Source organism: Janthinobacterium sp. SUN128 (assembly GCF_030587275.1).
Classification (GTDB): domain Bacteria; phylum Pseudomonadota; class Gammaproteobacteria; order Burkholderiales; family Burkholderiaceae_D; genus Janthinobacterium; species Janthinobacterium lividum.
On sequence record NZ_JAPWHY010000001.1, the window covers coordinates 2,371,924 to 2,393,996 of the forward strand.

15 protein-coding genes are annotated in these 22,073 nt (G+C 62.5%); 1 reads left to right on the forward strand and 14 read right to left on the reverse strand.

Features of this window, described 5'->3' with window-relative positions; genetic code table 11:
- Nucleotides 1-109: 109 nt before the first annotated feature.
- From O3297_RS10725 to O3297_RS10760, 8 genes are all read right to left on the reverse strand, one after another.
- On the reverse strand, nt 110-1,672 hold the full coding sequence (locus O3297_RS10725) for a hypothetical protein (protein WP_305048661.1): 1,563 nt from the start codon (nt 1,670-1,672) through the stop codon (nt 110-112).
- Nucleotides 1,669-3,138: a hypothetical protein gene (locus O3297_RS10730; protein WP_305048662.1), complete on the reverse strand. Its 1,470-nt coding sequence runs from the start codon at nt 3,136-3,138 to the stop codon at nt 1,669-1,671. The genes O3297_RS10725 and O3297_RS10730 overlap by 4 nt, the downstream gene beginning before the upstream one ends.
- Nucleotides 3,135-7,703, reverse strand: coding sequence for a tape measure protein (locus O3297_RS10735; RefSeq protein ID WP_305048663.1), 4,569 nt, complete (start codon nt 7,701-7,703; stop codon nt 3,135-3,137). The genes O3297_RS10730 and O3297_RS10735 overlap by 4 nt, the downstream gene beginning before the upstream one ends.
- 115 nt (nt 7,704-7,818) lie before the next feature.
- Nucleotides 7,819-8,154: a hypothetical protein gene (locus O3297_RS10740; RefSeq protein WP_070257666.1), complete on the reverse strand. Its 336-nt coding sequence runs from the start codon at nt 8,152-8,154 to the stop codon at nt 7,819-7,821.
- An 8-nt stretch (nt 8,155-8,162) separates the two neighbouring features.
- Nucleotides 8,163-8,660 (reverse strand): hypothetical protein, encoded by a 498-nt coding sequence (locus O3297_RS10745; RefSeq protein WP_139144556.1) that lies wholly within the window; start codon nt 8,658-8,660, stop codon nt 8,163-8,165.
- A gap of 30 nt (nt 8,661-8,690) precedes the next feature.
- Entirely contained in the window at nt 8,691-9,896 is a 1,206-nt protein-coding gene (locus O3297_RS10750) for a phage tail tube protein (RefSeq protein WP_034783963.1), read from the reverse strand.
- Between the two features lie 335 nt (nt 9,897-10,231).
- On the reverse strand, nt 10,232-10,774 hold the full coding sequence (locus tag O3297_RS10755) for a zinc finger-like domain-containing protein (RefSeq protein ID WP_034783962.1): 543 nt from the start codon (nt 10,772-10,774) through the stop codon (nt 10,232-10,234).
- An 18-nt stretch (nt 10,775-10,792) separates the two neighbouring features.
- Nucleotides 10,793-11,209: a FeoC-like transcriptional regulator gene (locus O3297_RS10760; RefSeq protein ID WP_034783960.1), complete on the reverse strand. Its 417-nt coding sequence runs from the start codon at nt 11,207-11,209 to the stop codon at nt 10,793-10,795.
- Between the two features lie 149 nt (nt 11,210-11,358).
- On the opposite strand from O3297_RS10760, the gene O3297_RS10765 reads away from it, so the two are divergent.
- A complete protein-coding gene (locus tag O3297_RS10765; protein ID WP_083299753.1) occupies nt 11,359-12,072 on the forward strand; it encodes a S24 family peptidase in 714 nt (237 codons plus the stop codon).
- 44 nt (nt 12,073-12,116) lie between these two features.
- Here the strand turns inward: O3297_RS10765 and O3297_RS10770 are convergent, their stop codons facing one another.
- From O3297_RS10770 to prpC, 6 genes are all read right to left on the reverse strand, one after another.
- Nucleotides 12,117-14,084, reverse strand: coding sequence for a propionate--CoA ligase (locus O3297_RS10770; protein WP_305048664.1), 1,968 nt, complete (start codon nt 14,082-14,084; stop codon nt 12,117-12,119).
- The gene (locus O3297_RS10775) at nt 14,035-15,294 is read right to left on the reverse strand and encodes a hypothetical protein (RefSeq protein ID WP_305048665.1); all 1,260 of its coding nucleotides are present in this window, start codon (nt 15,292-15,294) and stop codon (nt 14,035-14,037) included. The genes O3297_RS10770 and O3297_RS10775 overlap by 50 nt, the downstream gene beginning before the upstream one ends.
- 12 nt (nt 15,295-15,306) lie before the next feature.
- Entirely contained in the window at nt 15,307-16,833 is a 1,527-nt protein-coding gene (locus tag O3297_RS10780) for an MBOAT family protein (protein ID WP_305048666.1), read from the reverse strand.
- 137 nt (nt 16,834-16,970) lie between these two features.
- Complete coding sequence (gene prpF / locus O3297_RS10785) at nt 16,971-18,161, reverse strand: 2-methylaconitate cis-trans isomerase PrpF (protein ID WP_305048667.1); 1,191 nt, start codon at nt 18,159-18,161, stop codon at nt 16,971-16,973.
- A gap of 115 nt (nt 18,162-18,276) precedes the next feature.
- Nucleotides 18,277-20,871 carry a Fe/S-dependent 2-methylisocitrate dehydratase AcnD gene (acnD, locus tag O3297_RS10790; protein WP_305049647.1) on the reverse strand — a complete coding sequence of 865 codons (2,595 nt, stop codon included), beginning with the start codon at nt 20,869-20,871 and terminating at the stop codon, nt 18,277-18,279.
- Nucleotides 20,872-20,882: 11 nt separating this feature from the next.
- Complete coding sequence (gene prpC, locus O3297_RS10795; protein WP_034783952.1) at nt 20,883-22,037, reverse strand: 2-methylcitrate synthase; 1,155 nt, start codon at nt 22,035-22,037, stop codon at nt 20,883-20,885.
- Nucleotides 22,038-22,073 lie beyond the last annotated feature (36 nt).

The window sequence follows — 22,073 nt, forward strand, 5'->3', positions numbered from 1 at the left end:
CCAGCAGCCCCCGATATTGTCTGCACCGTGCCCAGCAATCGTGTTGCTCGATCATTAATATCCAATGTGACATTTCCCTGTGCGTCAAGGCACCTTAACCCTGTTAGCATTAGTCGAGACTCCCGATAATTACCCGCGGCTGATTTTTATCATCAAAGACCGTGATCTTTTCTCCCGAAATTTCAACACGCCCACCAGACGTACGACTGCGCAGCAGGCCAATCGTTCCGGTCGCCGCCACCAGTTCACCGGAAAACCGCGCAACTGGCGGAGATACCGCCGTTCCAGGCGTCACTGTGAGCCCAGGCATATCCAAAAGGCCCGTACTCGACAGCTGAATGTAACCTCCTGGCACATAGCGGTTCCCAATCAATAGCCCCTGCGAGCTCAGGTGGAACCCCGTGCCGCCATTGCTAGGCCAGGCGTATGCGCTGGTCGGGTATCCTTCGCCTCCATGCAGCGTCGTGCCGTACAAATCGCCAGCAACCACACTCCCCAGGTTCGCCCTGATGGCGCCAAGCGTGTCGCCCACAATCGCCTTCGCCGCCACAGTCCCATCGACCAGCAAGCTGCCGTTCAACACCGTGCCCAGCACCATCCAGGCGCCATCAACGTAGAACTTCGTCACCGCATGCGTCGCGTCGTACAAGGTGACCACGTCGCGGTTGATCGGTGCGCCATAGCCTGCACGCCCCAGCTCGGACACGGCCGACGCATCCGACCAGGCCGAGTAGCCAGGTGCCGTCACCGTCACCGTGCCGCGCTGGCCGGGGGCGCCATCGGCGGCCAGGCGCGCAGCAGCGGCCCATTCGCCGGGAGCGATGTCATCGGTCGCCGTGCTTGAAACGGCCGTGGCGCTGGACATGAACAGATAGGCGCCGCCCGCCGACGGCACCTGGGTTGACCAGCCGTTGTTCAGCCCCGCCAATTTGCCCGTGGCAAACGTAAACGTGCAGACGGCCGTGGGCAGCGGCGGCGCAATATTGGTCGCGCCACGCTGATAGATGGGCACGGAAATCACGTTCAAACCGTCGACGCCATCCTTGGCCAGTTGCACCGCCGCCGACCACTCATTGGCGGCGATATTGTCCGTGGCATTGCGCGAACTGGCTGCTGCCACGCGCACGTACAGCGGCGCCGTGCCGGCAGGGATGTTCTTCGACCAGCCATTGGCCAGATCATTGCCGGCCGGCGTCGTGATGGCCGCCGTGGCGAAGGTAAAGATAACGTCGCCCGGAGAATCACCAGGTACCGCAGCGGCGCGCTTGTAGGCGAAGGCCTGGCCCGTGTTCAAACCGGACAAGCCTGTCTCGCCGGCGGCGCCATCGAAGACCTTGCTGACCATGTAATTGGCGAGGTAATCGACGCCGAATTCACGGATACGTGCCTGCACCAGTGCCGTATCGGTAGTCATGTTGGCAAAATCGACCGTGGCCACGTTGCCGTTCACCTGCAAGGCTGTGCCGGCGGATACGGAAAACACGATATCGCCCACCACATTGACCGGCTTGGCGGTAATGGCGATCGAGCCGGGTGCTCCCTCGCCGGCGCTATTGACGCGAAAGACGGGCGTGCTGGCGGACATCAGGATCGCCTTGCCATCGGCAACGGTACTGAAACGCTCTGCCGTTGCCTGCAGCAGCCTGTCGCGCTCCCCCACTATGGCGCTCATACGAGCACCCCCACCGTCACTCTGCCCGTCAGCCAGAAGCGCGACAGCAGCACCACCACGCCCGGTACGCCATCCTGCAAGCCAAAGCGTTCAGCGCGCAGTTGTACGGGCTGTCCCAGTTCCAGCATCATCATCTCGGGTTCTCCATCGAATTCATAAATGGTGCGCGGCACCTTGTTCAAGGCCAGGCGCCGCTGCGCTTCCGCGCGGGCATCGGCCCGCGTCTTCAGGCACGTATCGATCTGCACCGGGTCGTCGCTCAAGCGGTAACGCGTGCGCACCACCGTGTCGACCACCGTCTCCGTCAGCCATTCGGTGGCATACAAATCCGCATGCGCGGGCGGTATGCTGGTCGTCAGGCCAGCCTGCGGCGTCCAGTTCCGGTCAAAACCGATCTTCACGGCGGCCGTCACAGGCAGGCGCTGCGCGGGACGCAGCGAGCGTTCGCGCATCTGCTCCGGACCGATCGCCACCGGCACGCCGGCGGCCGGCAGCGCGATCTGCACCAGGCGCAGCTGGCCCGTGCGCGACATGATCGCCTGGGCGCCCACGCTGGCCGCCAGTTGCTGGATGGCCTGCACCTGGTTCGTACGGTCAGCAACATACAACCCCACCGGCTGCGGGTGGGACGCGTCGAAGGCGGCCAGGTTGTCCAGGTCCAGGTCCGCCAGGACAAAACGGTCGGCCGCCTTGCCGTAGGCCGTGGCGATACGCTGCACCAGCGGCGCGATGCGCGGCGCATAGCCGCCGCCCTTGTCGCCCTGTACGCTGGCCGTGATCGTGGTGGAAAACGGATCGGTAGTCAGGTTGAAGCGGCCCGCCTGGTCATTCAAAGCCACGGCAATCGGCTTGCCGTTGGTGCGCACCTCGAACGTCGATTCGACCGCGCCAAGAAAACCGTACTCCAAAGTGGCAGGATTGGTCAGCAAGGGCGCCACGTTGTGGCACTCGCCAAACGGTATCGGCAGGATGGTGTCCTTGTTCGGCGTCGTGCCACCCAGCTTCGCCTCGGAGATCGGCGTATTCAGGCGCTGCAGCTTGTCGCGCAGTACCAGGTTGACCGACTCGCGCCCCGCACTGGCCACGTCGGCGATGATGCCGTCAAAGACCAGCTGGAAGTCGGCGCGCGGCCAGGACGGATCACCGGCCCAGGCCTTGATCGGCCGGTTCATCCAGACATCATCCAGCCAGCCATCAAGCGCGCCATCGGCGTTATCGAGTTCGATATCGCCGCCCGACAGCCCCGCCTCGCCGGACAGGCTGACCTGTTCCGTGAAGGCCAGGCCGCCCTTGGCCAGCGGCTGGTAGGCGGTATTCGCAGGCACTTCGCGCGGCCCGGTGATGTAGGGCCGCGAAGCGATATACCGCGTCACCTCGCTGCCAGCCACGTTAGCCTGCGCTTCGATCAGCACCATGCGGATGGCCGACGGGCTTTGCAGCCAATCCTGAAATTGCGCATCGGTCATGCGTACTCTCCTTTCACTGCATTGGCCCAGGCGGATGCCCGGGACGATTTATCCACGCCATCGACCACCGTCCTGGCGGCGTTGGCGTTCGATTCAAAGGTGGCCTGGATGGTGGCGCCTGTTTGCGCCCGCTGGTCGGCGCGCAAGCCTTCCAGCTCCACGCGCATGGCCTGGTTGTCTTCGCGCAGGCCGCGGATTTCGGCCACCAGTACATCGGAGCCGACGTTCGCCGCCGACGAGTAGCGCACGGGGTCGAAGACGGCCGGCGCTTCCACCGCTGCTTCGCCAAAGGAGGCGGCGACAGACATGCCGGCAGCAGGCGCAAAGCGCATGCCACCCGTGACATCGGTCTGCCCGCCTGCCCGCAACGCAGCACCCAGCGCATCGACCGCCTGCTGGATGCCAACCGCCGTCTTGTTCAGGTTGATCAACTGCCCCACTTGCGTATCGAGTGCCGTCAGTTGCTTCTGCGCATCGTTCAACTGTGTGCCCGTGATCGCCGCCAGTGCCGCCAGCTCGAACTGGACCCTGGCCGCATCGGCGGCATAGCTCGCGCTTGCAGCGTTCACGACCTGGCTGGCCGTCAAATACGCGGTGGCAGTACCTGTCAGCGCCGACTGCGCCGCCGCATCGCCCGTCTTCGCCTTGGCCAGCGTCTCTTCATACTGACGCTGCGCCTCTACCATCTTCTGCATCGGCGTCAAGGTCGACAGGTTGCCCAGCAACAGAGAATCCTTGAAGGTGCGAATGCCGTCGCCAAACGATTTCAGGCGCTCGATGGTGGACTTGAGGGCCGAAGACTCCGTTTCATAGGCAGTTGCAATATCCTGCCGCGCCTGCAACTGGTCATACAAGGCCAGGTTAGCGGCATCGACCGCTGTACGCTCCCTGGCACGCAATTGCGCCGTAGTCATCGTCATCTGGTCAAGCTTTTCCTGGATACCCTTGCGCTCGTCGGCAATACTCTGTTCCGACCTGGTCAGGCTTTCCGTCGCCGCATGCGTCTTCGCGAACGCATCGGCCAATGCCATCAGGCCCGCATACTGGTCGGCCCCCGTCTTGGTAGCCAATGCGCCAGAATTGACCAATTGCAATACCGTTTCCTTGAACTGCGCTCGCGTAGTCACACTGGCATAGCCCAGGGCCGCCATCTGTTCCGTCACGTGTTTTTGCACGGGCGCCAGGCGCTCGGCTTCGGTCAGGTAGTTTTCGGCAAAGAATGCAGTCCGATTGCCCAGTGCTTCCACGCCGCCGGCAGCCTTGACCAGCTGCTCGCGTGCCGCCAGGGACGCCACGCCAACGGCGCCGAATGCCTGCTGCGATGTGCTGCCCAGAGTAGCCAGCACGCCATCGACGACCGCGTAGTTGCCCGCCAGGCGCTGCAGCGCAGCGCTGGCCGATTCGCCCTTCTGGCTCAGTTGCGACAGCGATGGCACCAGTTCCTTTGCCATCGCATCGCCGACGCCGGTAAAGAAATCGGCAATGGCTTTCTGGTTCGCGGCGTCATCCTTGGTCATGACGATATTGAGCGACTGCGTGCGTGTGGCCAGGCTATCCGTGTTGACGCCCAAGGTACTGGCGAAAGCGCCCGTCACCGCCTTCATCTGCGCATACGTATCGCCTAGCGAGGCCGCCAGCTCGGCATCGACTTCAGAGCGGTCCGTACCTTTCTTATTCTTGCGGAAAAGACCGCCTTTCTGGGTCCAGTTCGAATAGCTCTCGCCCGTAAAGCCATCGGCACCGAGGTTGCCCGAAATACCGGCACTGCTGACCTTTTTCTCGCCCATGCCGAACAGACGGTTCGCTGCTCCGCCCAGCAGGCCGCCGACCAGCGCGCCCATCGCCGTACCCACCAAGGGAAAGACGACGGTTCCCAGTGCTGCGCCAACGGCCGTACCGGCATTGACCACACCATTGCGGCCATATTCGCCTGAAATCATCTTGCCGCCATACACGCCGCCCATGACGCCGGCAGCAACGCTTGCCGCCGCACCAGCACCGGTGGCGAATGCGCCATTGGCCCCGGCCGTGTAAGGAGTGCCTTGCAGCATGCTCATGCCACGCTGCACGCCATTGGCCACCGATGTACCAATACCGGAAAGTCCGCTGGATAGTGAATCGTAGATGCCCTTCGCCGAACTCAGGAACGACTGGATGCCCCCGCCGTTGGCCAAACTGCCCTGTGCCTGCGCCGCGCCCGGATTCAGGAATGAGGCAAAGCCGGCCGCGATGGGCGACATGATCGGTTGCAACACGAGGTTGTTGAACATGCTCTTCAACTTATCCTTGAACATGGTCGCCAGGTTCTTGCCGCCTTCGAAGCCGTTCATGAACGCGTCAGTCAGTGACTTTTCGATATCCTTGGCGCTGGCGGCCCAGTCATCGGAGGCCTTCTTGGCCGCAGCGGCAGACGCTTCCTTGGCGGCCAGTTCTTCCGTCGCCGTCATGCTGCGCTGCTTGGCATCGATCAATGCATTCAAATACTCAATCTGGGCCGCGTTTTCCTTGCCCACCGCCAGCGCGGCGCGCTGTTCCTTCAGCAGCGCCATTTCGTTTTGCGCGATGGCGGTCTTGCTCATGCCATACACCGCCACCAGCTTTTCGCCAGCCTCGGCTTCCTTGACGGCATCGGCGACGGCCTGCGTCCGCGTATCGGACAGCGCTTTCGCGTCAGCCAGCGCCTGCTCGGTCACAGCCTTGGCTTGCTTGCCCACCTCGATCTCATCGACGCGGGCCTGAAGCACCTTACGCGCAACCTCGAATCCCGCCTGCTCCGACGCAGTCAGTTTTTTCGTCTGACTCTCGCGGAGTTCCTTCAACTGAAAATCGAACTTTTGCGCCTCGTTCATCTCGGCATAGCCGGCAGCTTCGCGCTTCAGGTCGCGGGCCTTGCCGTGCATCTCATTCATCATGGATTCGAAAGGCGTGGGCGGAGCGGGAAGCGATGGCGCGCCTGTACCAGTTCCACCCTGCGGTTTACCCGACGCACCTTGCTGCTCTAGCTGCTTGAGCTTGCCCTGCAGCGTATCCAGTTCGCCCTGCAGCCGTGCCATGGTCTTGTCCTGCGTGGCCTTGTCCAGGGACTGGTATTTTCCCGTGCGATTGCGCACGGCATCCATTTCCGTCGAAATCTCCAGCATGCGTTCGCCAGCCGGGGTATTCAGTCCGTTCTCCGACACGCCCAGCTTTGCCAGCTCATTGCGCTTTGCAAGCTGGACCATCTGCTTGTCGAGCTCAGCAACGATTTCCTTGGTACTCTTGCGCATGGGTTCTACGGCTTTCTCCGCATTGTCTTTCGACGAACTCCCCCACATATTCCAGGCAGTAACACCTAACCCTACGACAGTCACCAGCAAGCCAATATACCCACCCATGAATGCCAAGGCCCCTTTCAGTACCCCTGCAGCGACCGATGCGGCGCGCGTTGCTGCCGTTTGCGCCACCAATGCGGCGGAGTGAGCCTCGGAGGCAACTGTGGCACGGGCTTGTGCCGGAATCAGGCCATTGGTGGTCAGCGCCAGCGCCACGTCGGCCTGGCTGGCGCGTATCGTCGCTTGTAATTCAGCAACACGTGCGGTCGCCAGTGCAGAGGTGGCGGCGGTCGCCGTCACGTCGGCATTCGCCGCCGCCAGGGTGGATGCCAGCAAGGCCCGGTTGGCCGTGACCTTGCTATACGTAGCCATGACGACGCCGGCAGCCCAGGAACCAAATTTCGCGGTGGTCAGCGTTTCGAGCACGCCAACGACCAGGGTCAGGTTATTCGACAGAAATTCGAGGCCGCTCGTCATCAGGCGCACGGCGCCGGTCGACTCCGCCTGTCTCGCCGTGAACTCCATCACGTTATTGCTCAGGACTGTAAAGCTGCCACCGATGGTTTCGAACTGCACAGCTTCCTTGCGCAACTCGCCCAGCGCGTTCGGCAGTGCGACGGCCATCACGTCGGCAGTGATCAATCCTGCGCCGGCAAGCCCGGCGAGCGCTTCTTTCGACACGCCCAGGCCGGCGGCCATGGCCGCCATGACTTCGGGGGCAGCCTGGCTGATATCGTTAAATTGCTGGCTGCTCAGGGCGCCATCGGCGAAGGCGCTGGACAGCCCCTTGAAGGCGGTGGCGGAATCTGCAGCCGAGGCGCCGCTGATCTTGACGCCAAGATTGAGCGCCTCGGTGATGCCGGCCACTTCGGCCTGGCTGATACCCAGTTTCTTGGTCGCATCGTTCATTTGGGCATACAACCCTGCCGTGGCGGCAAGGTCCGTCTGCCCCGAGGCGGCAATGCGCTTGACATTGTCGTACGCCTCGCCATATTCCTGTGTGGTGCTGGTCGACATGCGCAGTTGCGCTGTCAGTTTCGTATATTCATCAGACAGTTTGACGATCTGGCCGATATTGTTGGAAATACCCAGGTTGGAGAGTATCTCCGTGTATTTTTTCGTGACATCTTCGAGTTTGAAAGTCGACTTGGCAGCCCGCTCGCTGGCCTCGCGCATGCGTTCCAGGTCATCTGCCGCGATACGCACATTGAGCGTATCGATGCGTATCTGTAATGTTTCAATTTCAACGGTCATAATTTACCCATAAAAAAAGCCACCGCAAAGGTGACCGTGCAATCGAGGCCACCTTCGCGACGGCTGTTGTGTTTTCCGTGTCACCTCTGCTGTAAAAATCAGGGCAAAACCAGGGCTAAGGCGAACTGTTTTGATGGGAGATATACGCTGCGTCGAGCTGATCGACCAGCTCCTCCTCCCAAACCGCCAGACGGATACGATGCCGCAGTTGCCATGCCAGGATATCCAGGCTGCTCAAGGGATTGACCGCCATGCCGTTTTGCCGCTTGCGGCTCATCTGCACGAAAAACTGCCACACATGCGCCAGTTCAAACGGCAGTTGCGCGCGAACGGGAGCCTGCGGCTCCCGGTAGAGTGGATGGCGCTTGGCGGCATCCAGGTGCTCGCCTTTCGCATTGCCATCAGCCGCCTTTGCCGAACGCTCGAACTGTTCCTCGGCAAAGAGCAGCAAGGCGGCGGCTAGACCGTCAAAAAATTGCCATCCGCCTCGAGTGCGGCCAGCACTTTTTCCTGCCAGGACGGCATTTTTTCAAAAATCGCCTTCAGCAAAGCCGGGGAAGGCTGTACCGGGACGCCTTTGTCGACGAAACCCGGCATGCCCACCACCACCGCGATGGCGATCTTCATGTTGCGGTTTTCCGCCAGGTCATACAGTTCCGCGGCGCCTTCGTCGGTCTTCGCGTCGATTTGCTTGCTTTTTTGCACCGAGCGCTTGATCGCCACCACCGACGTTTCGCGAATCACGGCACGGTACTGGTCGGAATTTTTGCTGACGATTTCAAAGCCCGCCTTGTGTGCGCCGTCTTCGTCAAACAACACCGACACCAGGTGCACCTGATCCACCGATTTGTTGCCATCATTCAACAGGGAAATATCAAAACCAGCCGAGGCGATCATTTGTGCGTTGTTCATATGTATTTGCTTTCTTGATTGAGGTAAAAGTAAAAAGGCCGCCATCAAGGCAGCCCCGGGTCAAGCGTCAGCCGCTTACAGCGCGCTGTCCTGGATGGTCAAGGTGGTCGCTTCGTGCTGCGCGTCCGTGCCCTTGTAGCGCAGGACGTCGAAGGCGCAGGTGACGATCTTGTTTTTCTCGCCGTCGTCGATCTTGGCCGAGGTGATCTTGATGCGGCCCATGGCCAGCGCCAGCACGTCGGCGGCCGGCGCGGTGCCCGATGCCATGGCGTAGGCCAGCGGGATTTCCGTCTCGGACTTGAAGTAGTCGAGGTAGGTGGCGTCCTGCAACAGCACCGTGAACTGGCCCGAGCCCATCACCTTGCCGCGCGAGGCGGCCGTGGCGTACTTCGAGCCGATCACCGGGTCGACCTTGACCTGGCCGTCCAGCGAGACAGACATGCCGGTGCAGATCTGCGACGGGATGCCGTTCACCGACAGCATGGCCGTGGCGCCCGAAAACTTGCCGCTGCCCGGCGCTGCCAGCGGCGCGGGGAAGTACGGCACGGCCGTAGTCGGGCCCTCCGCCTTGCCCATCAGGGTGAAGTCCAGGCTGGTGATGCCGTTCGGCTGCACGGCGATATCCATCTTGCTGACCAGCTGGTCGACGAAGCTGCGGTGCACGCCGATCTTCGGGTCCTGCACTTCGGCCGTGAACCAGTCGGTGGTATGGCCCGTCAACGGGGTGAAACTGCGCTTGCCCACGGCCGCCACGCCGACCGAGTCGCCGGCCGCCTTGACGATCATCGCCGAGCCGTCCATGAACTGGCCATTCAGGTTGGTGGCCGTCACCGACGTGACGAAGAAATTCTTCGCGTTGTTGGCGGCCGCCGGCGCCGTCATGCCGGTGATGCGCACCACGCTGCCGGCGCGGAAGCCTTCGCTCAGCCAGGAACCGGCACTGCGCGTCAGGCCGGAGGCGGCCGCCGCGATGGTGGTTTGCGCGGCAGCCACGCCGCCTGCCGTGAAGTCGCGGCGCAGCAGCGCCGCCATCAGCGGTGCATACGTGCCGCACGCCGCTTCGGCCTTGATGGCGCCCGTGGTGCGGAAATTGCCCAGGCGGGTATCGCCCTGCTGCTGACTGGCGTCGATTTCGGCGCTCGCGTATTTGTCCGCTTCCGTGTCGAAAGTGGCTGTGACGCGGGGATAAATCTGGCCGCCGCCGGCGGCGGCCTTGCTGCCTTCGGCGCTTTGTTTGCTGATAACGATCAAGCTGTCGATGCCGTTTGCTGTCGATGCCATAAGTAATACCTTTCGTGGGATGAAAAAAAAGACCGCATCTGCGGTCTTGAGGGGGGAACTGACGATAATCAGGAAACGAAAAAGCCCGCGCGCGGTGAGGCGGCGGGCTGGCGTCCGGATGGCGCGGGGCCATGCCGGACGGAAGGTGGGCGAAGGGGCCATGAAGGCCGTTCGCTGCGCTGAGTTCCCCTATCGGTGTCGCGCCTTGGGCGCGTCTATTACGAGTGGAGAAGCATGTGGTGTACTGCGGTGCTGCCGGTGTTGCTGTTGCTGCGTGATCGAGACTCTATTGTAGGGGCGTTTTTTCCAGTGTCAGGCATATTGCAGAAAATTTGTCAGTGGCCGAGGCGGCGCATGGCGCGGGCGCCGTGCGACTGGAAGATGCCTTCCAGTTCGCTGACCATATCCTTGATGCGTTCGAGCTCGAAACCGCCGGAGCAGCTGATGGCCGCCTCGCCGGCGCCGTGGCAAGCCTTGCAGACGACAGGCGCGCCGGCCTGCATGGCAGCGACGACGCCCGTGCCGTGGCAGACCTTGCATTTGCTGTCGAGCCAATGCGCGAGCGACGCTTCGGCAACGCGGCGGTACAAGGTATTGGCCGCCTGCGCATCCCAGGCCGTCTGCGCCTTGACCCAGCGCCGCGCGCGGCCCTTCTGCGTCACGGCAGCCGTCCAGGCGCGCAGCAACTGCGCCAGGTTGCCCGCATTGCCTTCGAACAGGCGGCTGACGGTGCCGTCCGCATACTTGACGCGGCACAGCAAGGCACCCATGTCGCCGGCCAGCGCGGCCGCCGCGATAACATCCAGGTCGTGGTGGACGGCATCGTCGCGCAAGTTCTGCGACGACAGCGATGCGATGAATTTTTCTGCAAACCCCATGATTTCTCCTCGTTGATACTAATCGTTATTCTGTGCCGGGCCAAACAGCGCCGCCACCAGCGGATCGCGGTGCGCCGTGCCGCGTGCCCAGCTGGCCGTGCGTCGCACTTGCGGCGGCAGTTCGGCCCAGCCATCGACCTCGTCATCCTGCTCGCCCAGCGCGTACAGGGCGGGCCGCTGGCGTCCCGGTTCCGTGCAATGGCGCTGCGCCAGGTGGATCTGTCCCATGCCGCACATGTGGCGCAAATAGCGGCTCATGGTGCCCGCATCGAGTCCCAGCAAGGCGGACAATTGCGCCGCGCTGGCCTGGCCCTGCTCGCGAATGTACTGCGCGATGCGGGCGATATGCAGCTGCGACTTCTTGCTGCGTCCCTGTAACTGGCGCCCCTGCCGCGGCGCCGCCCTGCTTTCAACCAACTGACTGCTGTTCAACATCTGCCTGACCTCCCGTGGTGTCGCCAACCGGCAGACGCTGTAGTGCGTTTGCGACAGGCAACGAGTGGACTTTATCAATCGCTAATGTTAAAGTCAAGCATTTGGTAATTTATCAAACGGTAAATTTCAGGTTTAATGTGGAGATGAATATGTATCAATACAGACGCGACCGCCTGCTGGCCCTGATCCGCGAGCACTACGACAACACGCGCAAGAAAATTTCCGACGTCAGCGGCTGGAGCGAGGCACGCATCTCGCAAATCCTCTCGCCCACCTACCGCGAGGGCCGCGCCTTCAGCGAAAAGATCGCGCGCAAGCTGGAAGCGGACCTGCAGTTGGACAGCATGTACTTCGACCAGGGTGCGGCACCGGACCAGGTGACCATGGCCGCGCGCGCGCTGGCAGGCGTGCAGTCCGTGGTGGTGGAAGATGGCGAGGATGAACGCTTCTACCCGATCCGCAAGGTGAAACTGCGCCTGTCGGCAGGCATCACGGGCTTTGCCATCGAACCGGAAACGCACGACGGCAGCACCATCAGCGTGCCCCGCAGCTGGGTCGAGCGCAATGGCTACCATCCTGAAAAACTGGTGGCGATCAAGGTCAAGGGCGAGAGCATGGAGCCGGCCCTGTACGAGGACGACGTGGTGATCATCAACACGGCGGACAACCGGCCAGCCGACGGCATTGTGTTCGCCATCAATTATGAAGGCGAGCCGGTGGTCAAGCGCATGGCGCGCGATATCGGCGAATGGTGGCTGACGTCGGACAACCCCGACCAGCGCAAATACCATCGCAAGCTGTGCCGTGGCAATGAATGCCTGATCGTCGGCAGGGTCGTGCGCAAGGAAAGCGACCGCATTTGAACGCGAAGTTTATCGATTGATAAACTTCGCTTGCTTCCTGGCGCTTACGCCAGCGCCGCCTGGATCTGCTGCAGCGATGCCGGGTCGTCCATCGACGTCAGGTCGCCCGGGCTGCGCCCTTCGCAGATGGCCTGGATCGAACGGCGCAGCAGCTTGCCCGAGCGCGTCTTCGGCAGCTGCGACACGAACAGCACGCGCGCAGGCCGCGCCACGGCGCCCAGCTGGCGGTCGACGACGGCCATCACTTCGCGTTCCAGCACCGCTTTCGCTTCGACGCTGTCGAAACCGCGCGGGTCCTTCAGGATCACGAAAGCCATCGCCACCTGGCCTTTGAGCTTGTCTTCCACGCCCACCACCGCCACTTCCGACACGTTCGGGTGGCTGGTGATGCTTTCCTCGATTTCGCGCGTGCCCAGGCGATGACCCGCCACGTTGATCACGTCATCGGTGCGGCCCAGAATAAAATAATAGCCATCCGCATCGCGCAGGCCCCAGTCAAAGGTGGAATACACTTGCCGGCCGCTGAAAGTGGACCAGTAGGTGTCGACGAAACGCGCGTCATCACCGTACACCGTTTGCATGCAGCCCGGCGGCAGCGGGCCTTCCAGTACCAGCACGCCCTTCTCGTTGGCGGCGCACTCCTCGCCCGTCGCTTCGTTGAGCAGCTTGACCTGGTAGCCGTACATGGCCAGGCCGGGGCTGCCCAGGCGCGTCGGGGTATCAGCCACGCCTTTCGCCACCGAGAGAATCGGCCAGCCCGTCTCCGTCTGCCAGTAGTTGTCGATGATGTCCACTTTCAGTTCATCGGCGATCCACTGCGAGGTGGTTTCGTCGAGCGGCTCGCCCGCCAGGTACAGCGCCTTCAGGGAAGACAGGTCATATTTGCGCATCAGTTCCACCGGGTGCTTGCGCAGCACGCGGATGGCCGTCGGCGCCGAGAACATGCGCGTGACCCTGTATTTTTCAACGATGCTCCACCAGATGCCGGCATCGGGACAGATGGGCAAGCCTTCGTACAGGATGGTGGCCATGCCGGCGATCAGCGGACCATACACGATGTAGGAATGGCCCACCACCCAGCCGATATCCGAGGTGGCAAAGAAGGTTTCGCCGGGCTTGCCGCAGAAGTTGTACTGCATCGACGATGCCAGCGCCACCGCGTAGCCGCCCACGTCGCGCTGCACCCCCTTCGGTTTGCCCGTCGTGCCCGAGGTGTACAGCACATACGACGGCTCGTTCGATTCGAGCCAGGCGACGGGCACCTGCGCGTCCAGGTGCTGCTCGCGCAGGGCGGCGTAGTCGACGTCGCGGCCGGGCGTCAGTTCCATCGGCACGAGATGGCGGTCGACCAGCAGCACCTGCCGCGGCTTGTGCGCGGCGATGCGGATGGCTTCGTCGAGCAGCGGCTTGTAAGCTATCGCCTTGCCATTGCGCGAGCCGGCGTCGGCGGAGAACACCAGCTTGGGCTGCGCATCGTCGATGCGGCTGGCCAGGCTGTTGGCGGCAAAGCCGCCGAACACGACGGAATGCACGGCGCCGATACGCGCGCAAGCAAGCATGGCAAACGCCGCCTCGGCGATCATCGGCATGTAGATCAATACGCGGTCGCCCTTGCCCACGCCCAACGCCAGCAGGATGGCGGCGCAGCGCTCCACTTCGCGCTGCAGCTCGCGAAAGCTGTAGCTGCGCTCGGTATTGGTCTCGGTGGAAATGGCGATCAGCGCGGCGGCATCGCCCTGGCTTTCCACCCAGCGGTCAACGGCGTTGTGGCACAAATTCGTGGTACCGCCGACGAACCATTTGGCGAATGGCGGGCGGGAATAATCGAGCACTTGCGAAAACGGGGTGTTCCAGTCGATCTTGTCCGCTTCCTCGCGCCAGAAAGCGTCAGGTGTGTCGATCGAGCGTTGATAAAATGCTGCGAAATCCATGTCTCCTCCGGTAGGCGTGCAATCTGTGGTGTTATTTGTTCGTATATGTTGCGCTTGTTTGTGTTTGTGTGCGTCCTCCAAAATGACTGCCCTGCATAGCGAACAACTGACTTGAAAACAATGCCGGCTGCGCCGCCGCGCAACTGCTGCGCTCTTGCGCGATCCGCGCGCGGTTTTCCTCGAGGCGAGCACCATCGAGCGGCATGCCAAACTGTCCCTCGCCAGGCGCATTTTCCTGTGGCGACATCAGGCGCTGCAGCACGATGTCGCCCAGCGCCTTCTTGAAATGCCCCGCTTCCCAGTACCAGCGCGTGGCCCTCTCCCGTTCATTCGCGGCGGGAATCGGCTCGCAGTTGTATGCGCCATAGCCGCTGAAATCAGTCAGGGAAATGCGTGCGTCCGGGTACCGCGCCCTGACCTCGCCAATTGCCAGCACCAGCTGGTCTTTCCACTCATCGAAGAGGGGCCACAAACCGGCAGCTTCAAACATGGCCAGCAGTTGCGCGTGATACGGATAGATCACCAGCTTGATGTCGGCTTGCGTGGCCGCCATCGCCAGCAAAAAGGCACGCAGGACTAGAAAGTCTTCGGTGGCGAAGCCGTGCGTCGATTTCCGGCGCAAACCGGCGGCGCTTTCCCGCGCCCGCTGGGTGAACATCTTGTGGTAGCCGTCGCGGCGCACATGGGCGCCATACTCCAGCAAGGGATTGAAACCGTCTGCCGACAAGGTGGCCGCCTCGCCATCATGCTGGATGCGCAGCGTATGCACGGCATCCTTGACGGAAGCCAGCGAAAAGAGCGCATCAAAGCGCCAAAATATGCGGCCATGCGCGGAGGGCGCAGTAGCCGCCGCCGGGCGCGCGGCGGATGCGACGGCCGGATTGAGAAAATCGATGAATTCCATGCCCGCGATGACCGTGCGCGGCCGGATGCCAGCCTGGCGCAATTGCGCGAACTGGCTGGCGGACGTGGCCAGGCCCGTGCCGGGAATCGCCAGGTTATAGCCGGTGCCAAGCGCTGACAATGCACTGGCGCGCGGATCGAAACCGATCTCCGCGCGCGAGTTACCCAGGATGATGAATTGCGGCCGCCTGCGCAGCGCATGCTCCTGCTTGATCTGGCTCTGGTAGCGGCTCAAGCCCGGCTTGACGGCATTGAAATTGTCGCGCCGGACGACGCCATACAGGCCGTAGGGATCGACAATGATCACGAAGGCGACAAGCAACAGGGCGCCACCCGTCAGCGCCAGCGCCAGGATGGCCAGATAGGATTTGAATGGGGATGCCGTCATGGTTCGCTCCCCCTAGAATTGAAAATACAGAAATTCGGCGGGACGGTTCAGGGCTAGCATACTCGCCAGCGCCAGCAGCGCGATGGCCGCCGCCCACGCGGGCGAGGCGCGCCAGGTGAGCAGGTGCCGCCCACTTGCCTGAAAGTCCAGCGCGGGATCGAAACGGCGCATGATCTGCTGCGTATTCGGCATGGCAAAGGTAATCAGCGCCGCAACCGCTATCCACGTCCATGTTTCGATGAAGAGCGTGCCGCCGCCCAGGTAAAAGTCCATGCCCATGGCTGCCAGCGCGGGCTGCAAGGACTGCCAATGGGACGCCAGCGCATCGGGCAAGGCCAGGCCAAAGCCGCCCGCCATGCCTTTTAATATCGTCAAGGCCACCGGCATGTCCGGCGCGCGAAAGAAGACCCATGCAACGCAGACGGCGATGAAAGTGAGGATCGTCGTCAGGACATTCCCAACCCGCGTATCGGACGGCAGGTGGACCTGACGCGCGAATGTGCTCCAGCCCTTGTGGATAGCCAGGTAGGCGCCATGCAGAGCACCCCATGCGATGAAGTTCCAGCCAGCGCCATGCCACAGGCCGCCCAGAACCATGGTAACCATCAGATTGAGATGGCGCCGCAGCGGGCCGCAGCGATTGCCGCCAAGGGGGATATACAGGTAATCACGCAGGAAGCGCGACAGGGTCATATGCCAGCGGCGCCAGAATTGCGCAATATTGCGCGCCTTGTAGGGTGAAGCGAAATTGAGCGGCAGGCGCACGCCGAACAGGCGCGACAAGCCGATGGCCATGTCGGAATAGCCGGAGAAATCAAAATACAGCTGGAACGCATACGCCAGCACCCCGCCCCAGGCGATCAGCAGGGATGGCGCCGCAGGGCTGTCGAACAGCGGCGCCGCATACGGGCCGATATTATCGGCAATCAGCACCTTCTTGGCCAGGCCGATGAAAAAAATCGTGCTGCCGATGGCGATATTGCTGGCCGAGAGCCGGAAGGTGCGCTTGTCTGCGAACTGCGGCATCATTTCCTTGTGATGTAATACGGGACCGGCAATCAGATGGGGGAAATACGTGACGAACAGCAGATAGTGAACGAAGCGGCTTTCCTGCGCCTTGCCCTGGTAGGTATCGACCAGGAAGGCGATCTGGGTAAACGTAAAGAACGAGATCCCGATAGGCAGCATCACGTGCAGGGCGGGCAGCGGCTGGGCCAGCAATTGCGCCAGGCTGGCCACAAAGAATCCCGCATACTTGTAATAGGCGAGCAGCCCCAGGTTGGCGGCAATGGCCACGATCAACAGGCCCTTGCGGTGGCGGATGCGTCCTGGCCCAAGCAGGGCGGCGCTGCCGTAATTGAAGAGGATGGAGCCGAGCAGCAGCGGCAGGTAGCGGTAATCCCACCAGCCATAGAAAAACAGCGAGGCACAAGCCAGCCAGGCGGCGGCCCACAACTGGCTGCGCCGTCCCAGGATGAAAAATCCCGCCACCGTGATGGGCAGATACGCAAACAGGAAGACGTAGGAGTTAAATAGCATCAATTCACCCGTCGGGAAGCATGGAAGGTCGCCGCCGCATGCGCATCGCGGCCGGCGCTCCCCCATTTTCCTTGTCGCTCAATTTCTTTGCTAGCAGAAATATCAACTGATCTGCATGCGCATTCGCCTGCTTGGCCTTAACACGCGTCGCCGGGAATGCGCACGAACCCTTCCATCAGCACGCGCGCGCTGCGGCTCATGATGGCCTTGGTGACGCTCCATGCGCCATCGGCCAGCGCCGCTTCCGCGCCCACCATCAGGGTGCCGGACGGATGGCCGAAGCGCACGCTGGTTTTTTCGCCGCCGCCCGCCGCCAGGTTGACCAGGGTGCCGGGGATGGCTGCCGCCGTGCCGATGGCGACAGCGGCCGTGCCCATCATGGCGTGGTGCAGCTTGCCCATGGACATGGCGCGCACCAGCAGGTCGATATCGCCCGCGTCCACCTGCTTGCCGCTGGACGAGACATAGCCGGCCGGCTTGGCGACAAACGCGACCTTCGGCGTGTGCTGGCGTTTCGCCGCCTCGTCGAGATGCGCGATAAGGCCCATGCGCAGCGCGCCATGCGCGCGGATGGTCTCGAAACGGGCCAGCGCGGCAGGGTCGCCATTGATGGCGTCCTGCAGTTCCGTGCCCGTGTAGCCGATGGCGTCCGCGTCGACAAAGATCGTCGGGATGCCGGCATTGATCATGGTGACTTTCAGGCTGCCGATGCCGGGCACGTCGAGGTCATCGACGAGGTTGCCAGTAGGGAACATGGCGCCACCGCCCCCCTCTTCCTCCGCGGCCGGATCGAGGAATTCCAGTTTTACTTCGGCGGCCGGAAAAGTCACGCCATCGAGTTCGAAGTCGCCCGTTTCCTGTACTTCGCCATGCGTCATGGGGACATGGGCGATGATGGTCTTGCCGATATTGGCTTGCCAGATGCGCACCGTGGCCATGCCGTCTTGCGGCACGCGGGCGGCGTCCACCAGTCCGCTGGCGATGGCGAACGAGCCGACGGCGGCCGACAGGTTGCCGCAATTGCCGCTCCAGTCGACAAAAGGCTTGTCGATGGAGACCTGGCCGAACAGGTAGTCGACGTCGTGCTCCGGCTTGCTACTTTTTGCCAGGATCACCGTCTTGCTGGTACTCGACGTGGCGCCGCCCATGCCGTCGATCTGCTTGCCGTACGGGTCGGGACTGCCGATGACGCGCAGCAGCAGCGCATCGCGCGCCGCGCCCGGCACTTGCGCGCTGGCGGGCAGGTCCAGCAGGCGGAAGAACACGCCCTTGCTGGTGCCGCCGCGCATGTAGGTGGCGGGGATCTTGATTTGGGGGATGTGAGTCATTGTCTGTCCGAAAGTAGGTCGGATTAGCGTGGCGTCGCCACGCTAATCCGACACATTGTTGGCGGTTTTTTCACAAATATTGTCGGATTACGCTACGTTAATCCGACCTACCCGTTTACGCGGCTTTTGAAGACTCCAAAAAGTCCTGCGCAAAGCGCTGCAAGACGCCGCCGGCCTCGTAGATCGACACCTCTTCCGCCGTATCGAGGCGGCAGGTGACGGGCACTTCCACCGTTTCGCCGTTCTTGCGGTGGATCAGCAAGGTCAAGGTGGAACGCGGCGTGCGCTCGCCGGCGACGTCGTAGGTTTCACTGCCGTCCAGGCCCAGGGTCTTGCGGTTCACGCCAGGGAGGAATTCCAGCGGCAGCACGCCCATGCCCACCAGGTTGGTGCGGTGGATGCGCTCGAAGCCTTCAGCCACGATGGCTTCCACGCCGGCCAGGCGCACGCCCTTGGCGGCCCAGTCGCGCGAAGAACCCTGGCCGTAGTCGGCGCCGGCGATGATGATCAATGGCTGCTTGCGCTCCATGTACACCTCGATGGCTTCCCACATGCGTGAAATCGTGCCTTCCGGCTCGATGCGCGTGAGCGAACCGGCCTTGACCTTGCCATCTTCGATGACCATCTCGTTCTTCAAGGTCGGGTTGGCAAACGTGGCGCGCTGCGCCGTCAGATGGTCGCCCCGGTGCGTGGCGTAGGAATTGAAGTCTTCTTCCGGCAAGCCCATTTTCGCCAGGTATTCGCCGGCCGCGCTATCGAGCATGATGGCGTTCGATGGCGACAGATGGTCGGTCGTGATGTTGTCGCCCAAAACGGCCAGGGGACGCATGCCTTTCAATGGGCGAGCGCCAGCCAGCGCGCCTTCCCAGTATGGCGGACGGCGGATATACGTCGTCTGCGGACGCCAGTCGTACAGGGGGCTGACCTTGATGCCGTCGTCCGCCTGCTTGGCGAACATGGGGATATACACCTTGCGGAACTGTTCCGGCTTGACGCTGGAAGCGACGATGGCGTCGATCTCCTCGTCGGACGGCCAGATATCCTTCAGCAGGATAGCCTTGCCGTCCGCATCATGGCCCAGCACATCCTTTTCGATATCGAAGCGGATGGTGCCGGCGATTGCGTAGGCCACCACCAGCGGCGGCGAAGCGAGGAAAGCCTGCTTCGCATATGGGTGGATGCGGCCGTCGAAGTTGCGGTTGCCCGACAAGACGGCCGTGGCGTACAGGTCGCGCGACACCACTTCGTCCTGGATCACGGGGTCGAGCGCGCCCGACATGCCGTTGCACGAGGTGCAGGCGAAAGCCACTACGCCGAAGCCCAGTGTTTCGAGTTCCGGCATCAGGCCCGCTTCCTGCAGGTACAGTTCCACGGTTTTCGAGCCGGGCGCCAGCGACGATTTCACCCACGGCTTGCGCGTCAAGCCGAGGCGGTTCGCATTGCGCGCGATCAGACCGGCCGCGATCATGTTGCGCGGATTGTTCGTGTTGGTGCAGCTGGTGATGGCCGCGATGATGACGGCGCCGTCCGGCATCTTGCCCGGTTCGTCTTCCACCACGCCGGAAATCCCGCGCGCGGCCAGTTCCGACGTCGGCACGCGGTTGTGCGGATTCGATGGGCCGGCGATATTGCGCACGACGGACGACAGGTCAAACGTCAACACGCGCTCATACTGCGCGTCCACCAGGCTGTCGGCCCACAAGCCCGTTTCCTTCGCATACAGCTCCACCAGTTTCACCAGTTCGTCGTCGCGGCCCGTCAGTTTCAGATATTTGATGGTTTGCGCGTCGATGTAGAACATGGCGGCCGTGGCGCCGAATTCCGGCGCCATGTTGGAAATCGTGGCGCGGTCGCCCAGGGTCAGGTGAGAAGCGCCCTCGCCAAAGAATTCCAGGTAGGACGAGACGACCTTCTGCTTGCGCAGGAATTCCGTCAGCGCCAGCACCGTGTCCGTGGCCGTGATGCCCGGCTGCGGCTTGCCCGTCAGCTTGACGCCGATGATGTCGGGCAGGCGCATCCACGAGGCGCGGCCCAGCATCACGCTTTCCGCTTCCAGGCCGCCCACGCCGATGGCGATCACGCCCAGCGCGTCGACCATGGGCGTGTGCGAATCCGTGCCCACCAGGGTATCCGGGTAGGCCACGCCGTCCTGCACCTGGATCACGGGCGACATGCGCTCAAGATTGATCTGGTGCAGTATGCCGTTGCCCGGCGGAATCACATCGACGTTCTTGAACGCTTTTTTCGTCCAGTCGATGAAGTCGAAACGGTCTTCGTTGCGGCGGTCTTCGATGGCGCGGTTCTTGGCGAAGGCGTCCGGGTCGAAACCGCCGCATTCGACGGCCAGCGAATGATCGACCACCAGCTGCGTGGGGACCACCGGATTGACCAGCGCCGGGTCGCCGCCCTGTGCCGCGATGGCGTCGCGCAAGCCGGCCAGGTCGACCAGGGCCGTCTGGCCCAGGATGTCATGGCAGACGACGCGCGCGGGGAACCAGGGGAAATCGAGGTCGCGGCGGCGTTCGATGAACTGGCTCAGCGAAGCGTCCAGGGTCGCCGGGTCGCAGCGGCGCACGAGGTTTTCGGCCAGTACGCGCGAGGTATAGGGCAAGGTGGCATAGGCGCCTGGCTGGATCGCATCGACGGCGGCGCGCGTATCGAAGTAGTCTAGCTGGGTGCCCGGCAAGGATTTGCGGTGCAAGGTATTCATCTTGATGCTCATTATTTGCGGTCCTTGATCGGCACGAATTCCAGGTCTTCCGGGCCCACGTAGTTGGCGCTCGGGCGGATGATCTTGTTGTCGATACGCTGCTCGATGATGTGCGCGGCCCAGCCCGAGGTGCGCGAGATGACGAACAGCGGCGTAAACATCGCCGTCGGCACGCCCATCATGTGGTACGACACGGCCGAGAACCAGTCCAGGTTAGGGAACATGTTCTTGATTTCCCACATGACCGATTCCAGGCGCTCGGCGATGTCGAACATTTTCGTGGAACCGGCTTCCAGCGACAGATTGCGCGCCACTTCCTTGATGACCACGTTGCGCGGGTCCGAGATCGTGTAGACGGGGTGGCCGAAGCCGATCACCACTTCCTTGTTGGCCACGCGCTCGCGGATATCCGCTTCCGCTTCGTCGGCGTTGTCGTAGCGTTTCTGGATCTCCAGCGCCACTTCGTTCGCGCCGCCGTGTTTCGGGCCGCGCAGCGCGCCGATGGCGCCCGTGATGGCCGAGTGGATGTCCGAACCCGTACCGGCGATCACGCGGCTGGTAAAGGTCGAAGCGTTGAATTCGTGTTCCGCGTACAGGATCAGCGACGTATGCATGGCTTTTTCCCACGACGCCGACGGTTTTTCGCCATGCAGCAGGTGCAGGAAGTGGCCGCCGATCGAGTCGTCGTCCGTTTCCACTTCGATGCGCTTGCCGTTATGGCTATAGTGGTACCAGTACAGCAGCATGGAGCCGAACGACGCCATCAGGCGGTCGGCGATGTCCCGCGCGCCTGGCGCGTTATGGTCGTCTTTTTCCGGCAAGGTGCAGCCCAGCACGGACACGCCCGTGCGCATCACGTCCATCGGGTGGGCGGCGGCGGGCAAGGCTTCCAGCGCGGCTTTGACGGCGGACGGCAGGCCGCGCAAGGATTTCAGTTTGGCCTTGTAGCCTTTCAGTTCCGCGGACGTCGGCAGCTTGCCATGCACCAGCAAGTAGGCGATTTCCTCGAACTCGCAGCTGTCGGCCACGTCCAGGATGTCATAGCCGCGGTAGTGCAAATCGTTGCCGGTCTTGCCGACCGAGCACAGCGCCGTGTTGCCGGCGGTGACGCCGGACAGGGCGACGGATTTTTTAGGCTTGAAAGTGGCGGCTTGCGGTGCGTTCATTGATTTCTCCAAAAATTGACTAGTCTCGGTTGCGTC

Coding starts and splice junctions, on each gene's coding strand:
- O3297_RS10725 (WP_305048661.1), bottom strand. CDS start 1,672: ATGAGCGCCATAGTGGGGGAGCGCGACAGGCTGCTGCAGGCAACGGCA.
- O3297_RS10730 (WP_305048662.1), bottom strand. CDS start 3,138: ATGACCGATGCGCAATTTCAGGATTGGCTGCAAAGCCCGTCGGCCATC.
- O3297_RS10735 (WP_305048663.1), bottom strand. CDS start 7,703: ATGACCGTTGAAATTGAAACATTACAGATACGCATCGATACGCTCAAT.
- O3297_RS10745 (WP_139144556.1), bottom strand. CDS start 8,660: ATGGCGGCCTTTTTACTTTTACCTCAATCAAGAAAGCAAATACATATG.
- O3297_RS10750 (WP_034783963.1), bottom strand. CDS start 9,896: ATGGCATCGACAGCAAACGGCATCGACAGCTTGATCGTTATCAGCAAA.
- O3297_RS10755 (WP_034783962.1), bottom strand. CDS start 10,774: ATGGGGTTTGCAGAAAAATTCATCGCATCGCTGTCGTCGCAGAACTTG.
- O3297_RS10760 (WP_034783960.1), bottom strand. CDS start 11,209: ATGTTGAACAGCAGTCAGTTGGTTGAAAGCAGGGCGGCGCCGCGGCAG.
- O3297_RS10765 (WP_083299753.1), top strand. CDS start 11,359: ATGTATCAATACAGACGCGACCGCCTGCTGGCCCTGATCCGCGAGCAC.
- O3297_RS10775 (WP_305048665.1), bottom strand. CDS start 15,294: ATGACGGCATCCCCATTCAAATCCTATCTGGCCATCCTGGCGCTGGCG.
- O3297_RS10780 (WP_305048666.1), bottom strand. CDS start 16,833: ATGCTATTTAACTCCTACGTCTTCCTGTTTGCGTATCTGCCCATCACG.
- prpF (WP_305048667.1), bottom strand. CDS start 18,161: ATGACTCACATCCCCCAAATCAAGATCCCCGCCACCTACATGCGCGGC.
- acnD (WP_305049647.1), bottom strand. CDS start 20,871: ATGAATACCTTGCACCGCAAATCCTTGCCGGGCACCCAGCTAGACTAC.
- prpC (WP_034783952.1), bottom strand. CDS start 22,037: ATGAACGCACCGCAAGCCGCCACTTTCAAGCCTAAAAAATCCGTCGCC.